General features: G+C 62.2%; 9 protein-coding genes and 1 pseudogene. 5 read left to right on the forward strand and 5 right to left on the reverse strand.

Annotated elements, in window-relative coordinates:
• Positions 1 to 81 (forward strand): annotated as a pseudogene (locus ENZ75_RS35745) (ArsR family transcriptional regulator); the annotation flags it as partial.
• 5 nt (positions 82 to 86) lie between these two features.
• Here ENZ75_RS35745 and ENZ75_RS18650 read toward each other — a convergent pair.
• Both ENZ75_RS18650 and ENZ75_RS18655 read right to left on the reverse strand, forming a co-directional pair.
• Positions 87 to 743: a glutathione S-transferase family protein gene (locus ENZ75_RS18650; RefSeq protein WP_063169163.1), complete on the reverse strand. Its 657-nt coding sequence runs from the start codon at positions 741 to 743 to the stop codon at positions 87 to 89.
• 94 nt (positions 744 to 837) lie between these two features.
• Positions 838 to 1,674, reverse strand: a complete 837-nt coding sequence (locus tag ENZ75_RS18655; RefSeq protein ID WP_063169164.1) for an alpha/beta hydrolase — start codon at positions 1,672 to 1,674, stop codon at positions 838 to 840.
• Between the two features lie 98 nt (positions 1,675 to 1,772).
• On the opposite strand from ENZ75_RS18655, the gene ENZ75_RS18660 reads away from it, so the two are divergent.
• From ENZ75_RS18660 to ENZ75_RS18670, 3 genes are all read left to right on the forward strand, one after another.
• Positions 1,773 to 2,294 (forward strand): helix-turn-helix domain-containing protein, encoded by a 522-nt coding sequence (locus tag ENZ75_RS18660; protein WP_013529229.1) that lies wholly within the window; start codon positions 1,773 to 1,775, stop codon positions 2,292 to 2,294.
• A 77-nt stretch (positions 2,295 to 2,371) separates the two neighbouring features.
• Complete coding sequence (locus ENZ75_RS18665; protein ID WP_013529228.1) at positions 2,372 to 2,605, forward strand: hypothetical protein; 234 nt, start codon at positions 2,372 to 2,374, stop codon at positions 2,603 to 2,605.
• A 164-nt stretch (positions 2,606 to 2,769) separates the two neighbouring features.
• Complete coding sequence (locus tag ENZ75_RS18670) at positions 2,770 to 3,201, forward strand: heme-binding protein (protein ID WP_063169165.1); 432 nt, start codon at positions 2,770 to 2,772, stop codon at positions 3,199 to 3,201.
• A 263-nt stretch (positions 3,202 to 3,464) separates the two neighbouring features.
• On the opposite strand, the gene ENZ75_RS18675 is transcribed toward ENZ75_RS18670, so the two are convergent.
• The 3 genes from ENZ75_RS18675 to ENZ75_RS18685 form a co-directional block, all read right to left on the reverse strand.
• Positions 3,465 to 3,866 carry a hypothetical protein gene (locus ENZ75_RS18675; protein ID WP_013529226.1) on the reverse strand — a complete coding sequence of 134 codons (402 nt, stop codon included), beginning with the start codon at positions 3,864 to 3,866 and terminating at the stop codon, positions 3,465 to 3,467.
• 233 nt (positions 3,867 to 4,099) lie between these two features.
• Positions 4,100 to 4,282, reverse strand: a complete 183-nt coding sequence (gene rpmF, locus ENZ75_RS18680) for a 50S ribosomal protein L32 (RefSeq protein WP_008834724.1) — start codon at positions 4,280 to 4,282, stop codon at positions 4,100 to 4,102.
• Between the two features lie 140 nt (positions 4,283 to 4,422).
• Positions 4,423 to 5,184, reverse strand: coding sequence for a transglycosylase domain-containing protein (locus ENZ75_RS18685; protein WP_013529225.1), 762 nt, complete (start codon positions 5,182 to 5,184; stop codon positions 4,423 to 4,425).
• A 222-nt stretch (positions 5,185 to 5,406) separates the two neighbouring features.
• Here ENZ75_RS18685 and ENZ75_RS18690 point away from each other — a divergent pair.
• Positions 5,407 to 5,709, forward strand: a 303-nt coding sequence (locus tag ENZ75_RS18690) for a polyprenyl synthetase family protein (RefSeq protein WP_206617060.1), incomplete at its 3' end; no start/stop codon positions are given.

Below are 5,709 nucleotides of genomic sequence, written 5' to 3' on the forward strand. Positions count from 1 at the left end.
GGAACAAGGCGCGTCTACACGGTGAGCGGCACTGGCTTCCTCAAACTCAACATCTGGCTCGATCAGTTCTGGGAAACCTGACCCGATCAACCGTTGTTGTAGGGGAAGAACTTGAAGTAGGGCTGCGCCTCCCCGATCACCCGAGCGAAGGCGGGGCGCTGCAGCAGGCGGTCGTGATAGCGCTTCACAGCCGGGTACCTGTCGCCCAACGGCTCGACCTTGTTGGCATAGAACAGCGCGGGGGAGGCTGCGCAATCGGCCATGGTGAAGCTGTCGCCCATCGCCCAGATCTTCGACTGCATGTCCTGTTCGATGATGGCGTAGGAATTGCGCAACCGGTCGCGAGCCTGCTCGACGCCGAACGGGTCGGTCTTGTCGCCGGGGCGCAACCGGTCGCCGACAATCTTCTGCATCGGCTCCTGCACATAGAAATCATAGAAACGGTCAGCTTGGCGGACGGCCAACGCCATGTCGATCTCGGCGGGAACGAGGTCGACCGGCCCCGGATAGTGCGCGGCCAGATATTCGACGAGGATGCTCGATTCCAGCACCGTACGGCCACGCGCATCGTCGCGCAGCGCCGGCATCTTGCCGGCCGGCGAGATCTTCAGGAAGGCCGCGCGCGATTCAGCATCGCCAAGGTCGACGATGACAGGCGTGAACGGCGTGGCGTTCTCGTACAGCGCGATCAACGGCTTCCAGCAGAAGGAGGCCAGCGGATGGAAATGAAGTGTCAGGGACATTTTTTGCTCGTCTGTTTCGTGGATTGTCGGTGGCCGCTACCCTGCGGCACGCCTGTTGCGGTTAGCCTTGTCCGTCAAACCAGCCTATGCTGCTTCAACCGGCTTGGACATGCGCGATGATCGCTGCGGACATCTCGGCCCAGTCGTCCGGATGCAGCTCGTGGCCGCCACCTTCGATGCGAATGAGTCTTGCGCCGGTGACCGTCTCGGCCAGCGCCTCGCCGTGTTCGACCGGAAAGATCGGATCCGCCGTGCCGTGAATGACCAGCAGCGGCGCCGCGATCTCGTGCAGGCGGCCCTTCCAGGCGGCGCCGCCCTTGAGCATGAAATGGTTGGTCGCGCTCAGGAAGCCGCCGGAGCGGTCGTAATCCTGCTCGACAAAGGCCCGTATCCCCGCCGCATCGAATGGATGCGTGGTGCTGGCGATCGCCCGTGCATCCCTGACGATGAAATCGACCACTTGACCACGGTCCGACCAATCGACTTTGGCGCCCTCGGCCGAGTGTTCCATGTAGGCTTCGGTCGTCCCGGGAAGGCCGGATGTGTCGATTCCCACCGGCGAACTGCTGATCACAGTCAGAGATACGACACGCGAGGGATGTTTCAACGCCACAAGCTGCGCGATCATGCCGCCCATCGACATCCCGACGACATGCGCCTTGCCGATGCCGTGGTCGTCCAGAACATGCATTGCATCGTCGGCCATATCATCGAACGTGTAGGGCGGCTCTCCCGGCTTGTATTTCGTCGAACGGCCGGTATCGCGATTGTCGTAGCGGATCACGAACAGGCCGGCACCGGCCAGTTTCCGGCAGAACGCCTCCGGCCACCACAGCATCGAGGCCATCGCTCCCATGATCAGCAACAGCGGCGGGTTCGCCGGATCGCCAAAGACTTCGGATATAATCTCAGGGCGTTCGGTGGTCCTCATCACGCAGTCTCCTCTCTGCAAAACTGATTGCATTTTGCAATCGGTTGCACGATAATAAAACTGCTACGATAATGCAACCGGTTTTGGAGAAAAATCTCATGAGCATGGATCGCCGGTCCGGGTGCCCGATCAATCTGTCGCTGGAAGTCTTCGGCGACCGCTGGAGCCTGATCATCCTTCGCGACATGATCTTCGGCGGCAGGCGCCATTTTCGCGAGCTGCTCAACGGATCGATGGAAGGCATCGCCTCCAACATCCTCGCCGACCGGCTGAAGCGCCTGATGGAGCTGGGCATGCTGACCAAGGCCGACGATCCCTCGCACAAGCAGAAGGCGATTTACAGCCTGACCGAGATGGCGATCACGCTGGTTCCGATCCTGGCCCATCTCGGCGCCTGGGGCCGCGTCTGGCTGCCGGTCAGCGACGAATTGTCGATCCGCGCCGAACTGCTGGAAAAGGGCGGACAGCCTATGTGGGACAAATTCATGGACGAGTTGCGGCACGAACATCTCGGCATGCCGCTCGATACAATGTCTGGCCCTTCTGTCCGCGCGACCTTGCAGGCCGCCTACGAGGCCGTGGTTGCCAGCAAGGCCCTCGCCGCCAGCCCGGCCGCGTAACCAACTTATTTTCCCGTTTTGGGGCCGGCTCTGCTAGAAGAAGCGGAAAATCACAATTCACGGGATTGGATAAGGTCTTGGTTGAGAACTCTCGGGATGCTGCCCGCGCACGCGCCGACCTGCGCTTCAAGAAGCAGGAAGAGGCGGCAACCGTCCGCCAGAAGGCGATGGCCGAATACGCCGCCGAGAGCGACGCCCGCCAGGCCAAGACCAACAAGCTGCGGGCACTGCGTCTCGCCAAGGAAGCGGAAGACCTCGCCAACGCGCCGGCGGAACCCGCCAAGAAACCGGCCCGCGCCAAGAAGAAGTAGCCCAGCCACGTCTGGAGCCATACAAGCGGCAACGCTTATCCGGAAGAGCCGGCGAAGGCTGTTTTCCATCCCGCCTTTTCACGCGAAGCAATTTCAACCGGAACCGGGATGTTATCTCACCCGCCGACGGTCGATGATCGACGCGTTTCAAACAGGAGACCGCCATGACCGCACTGCCGCTCGAAAAAGCCAGGCAAATCATCGAAACCGCCTTTGCCAAGGGCTCCGATCTCAAGCTCAAGCCGCTCGGCGTCTCGGTGCTCGACGCCGGCGGGCATCTGGTCGCCTTCCAGCGCCAGGACGGCGCCTCGTTCCTGCGTCGGCAAATGTCGGCCGGCAAGGCCTATGGTGCGCTCGCCATCGGCATGGGCTCGCGCAAAGTCGAGGCCTTCGCCAAGGAGCGCCCGCATCTCGTCGCCGGCATCTCGGACGTCTCGGGCGGGCGCGTGCTGCCGGTCGTCGGCGGCGTGCTGATCCGCGACAAGGCCGGTGCCATCATCGGCGCCGTCGGCATTTCAGGCGACACGTCGGACAATGACGAAGCCGCGGCAATCGCCGGCATCGAGGCCGCCGGTTTCACCGCCGATCCGGGGTGAGGTCGGGAACTTCGTCATCCACGGGCGGAGCAGGAGCGAGGCTCCGTCGCGCAGACCCGAGGATCCATTCCGTAACATCCGCCGTAGAGTGCAGCGGAGCAGAATTCTGGACCGCTGAAACGCTCACGTGTCGCGGCTTGGACCCTGGGGTCTGCGCCCGTCGCTACGCTCCTTGCTACGCCCTGGGATGACGACGTTAGGGGCGTTTGCGCCAACTGTCAGCGCAAGTGCCCGTCAAACTTCCGCCTTCCGCGCCGGGGGACCTAATTCAAATTGATGTCCCGGCTGGCCGACCGCATCGACACCGCGAATCCGGCCAGCACGTCGAACAGCGCGATGACCATCAGCGTGAAGAAGACGGAATGGGCCGCACCCTTCACCAGCAGGAATTCGACCAGGAAGGCCACGAAGACCAGCGTCGACAGAAGATGGTCCATGATCGAGGCGTTGGTGGTGCGCACCGACTTCGCCATTTCGAGGAACAGGAAGATCAGCCCAATCAGCACCATCAGATCGCCAAGCGTCATCGAGAACACGCCACCCGACATCATGCTGAATGAGAAGACCTCGCTTGCCCACGGATCGTCACCGCTGCCGAATATTCCCAGCAGTCCGAGATTGTAGAGCACGAAAGGCACGATCAGCAGCGGAATGGCACCGAACATCTGGCGTCTCCATGTGGGGGCAATCCTTTGTAGAATGCGCCACAGGCACGCCGTCAAGATGTTTCGATGGCAGCGTTGAACACGGTCGAAGACCGCACGCAACAACAATGTCAGCCGGTTGCCTGCAACGATTGCCGCCCACGCGTCGAGATGCGCGCTACCCCGCCCCCCAAACGCAAAAGGACCGGCCACTGGCCGGTCCTTTTGGAATTCAAACCTTTGGAAGGCTGGTCTCAGCTTTCCTTGGGCGTCAACACCTGGCGACCGCGATACATGCCGGTCTTCAGGTCGATATGGTGCGGACGGCGCATTTCGCCGGAATTCTTGTCCTCGACATAGGTCGGGGCCTTGAGGGCGTCGGCCGAGCGGCGCATGCCGCGCTTGGACGGAGAGGTTTTACGTTTCGGAACGGCCATGGATATGCTCCACTACATGGTCAAAAGCCCCGCCCGCCCTCGTGAAAGGGCCATGTCGGGGCCTAAATCTGAGAAAGTCGGGTGCCTATACACGCCCTGTGCCGTTTTGGCCAGCACTGGCGCGAATTTTTTTGGATCGGCTAGCGGAGACAACCGACATAGGCCCCCGAGCGGCCGGCTCGCCGCTCGATCAGATTGGCAAGCCGCCTCAGGCCAGGCCCGGGCTTGGCCGGATTGCGGGCGATCGGATTTGGCAAAGAGACCGCAAGCAGGGCGGCCTGCCGTCGCGACAGCTGTTTTGCCGAGACGCCGAAATGGTGCTGTGCCGCGGCCTCGATGCCGTAGATGCCCGGCCCCCACTCGGCGATGTTGAGATAGATTTCCATGATGCGCCGTTTCGACATCACCGCATCGAAATAGACGGCCAGCGGCAATTCGACCACCTTGCGCACCGAGCCCAGCGGCCGCGACCAGAGATACAGGTTCTTGACCGTCTGCATGGTGATGGTCGAGGCGCCGCGCGTCGCTTCGCCGGCCAGCGCATCGTCGACGACGCCTCTCAGCTCGCCGAGATCGACGCCACGATGAAAGCAGAACTGCCCGTCCTCCGACATGATGACGGAATTGGCCAGCACCGGCGACACGTCATCGATCGACACCCAGCGGCGGTCGTAACCGGAGAAGGTCGCCAGGTCCTTCAGCATCAGCGTCGAGACAGGATGCACGAAGAACGGCAGGTACAGAAATGTCAGCACGACCGGAATCAAGGCCAGCACCGCGGCCACGACGATGCCGCGCCGGACCCAGCGCTTGAGACCACGGCGGTTTACGCCCCGCGATCTCGTCGCCATGTCCAGCTTTTCGGTTTCATGATCGACGATCGGTTCCGCCAAGCCGCCCAACCCGTGCCAGAGAGCTCGTTTTGAAACGCGCTCCTGTGAGTCATGTGACGGTGTTTTCGAGAACCGGAGCGGAGCGTACATTAGAGTACGCAAGCACCGGAAGCGCAGAAAACGCCCTCAGATGACCGCAGGAGTAGAGTTTCCGAACGGGCTCATACTGCTCCGGCATAATGGCGCTTGCCTTCTTGCGCAACGTCTGAGTGTCGGCTACCGGTCCCGGCCATGACGAATGACGACCAAATGGCGTTCGAAATGGCGCTGATCAGGCGGGCAGCCGCCGTCGAGGTGCTGCTGCGGCGACTGCTCGACGACCGCGCGCTTTCGGGCGAGATCGCCCGGCCGGACCGGCTGATGGCGGCGATGCGCCATGGCGTGCTGAACGGCGGCAAGCGCCTGCGGCCCTTCCTGGTCATGGAAAGTGCCGCCCTTTTTTCCACCGACGGCGAGGCGGCACTGCGTGTCGCCGCCGCACTTGAATGCGTGCATTGCTATTCGCTGATCCACGACGATCTGCCCGCCATGGAC

It is taken from the genome of Mesorhizobium sp. M7A.F.Ca.CA.002.04.1.1 (assembly GCF_004022805.1).
In the GTDB taxonomy this organism is placed as follows: Bacteria; Pseudomonadota; Alphaproteobacteria; order Rhizobiales; family Rhizobiaceae; genus Mesorhizobium; species Mesorhizobium ciceri.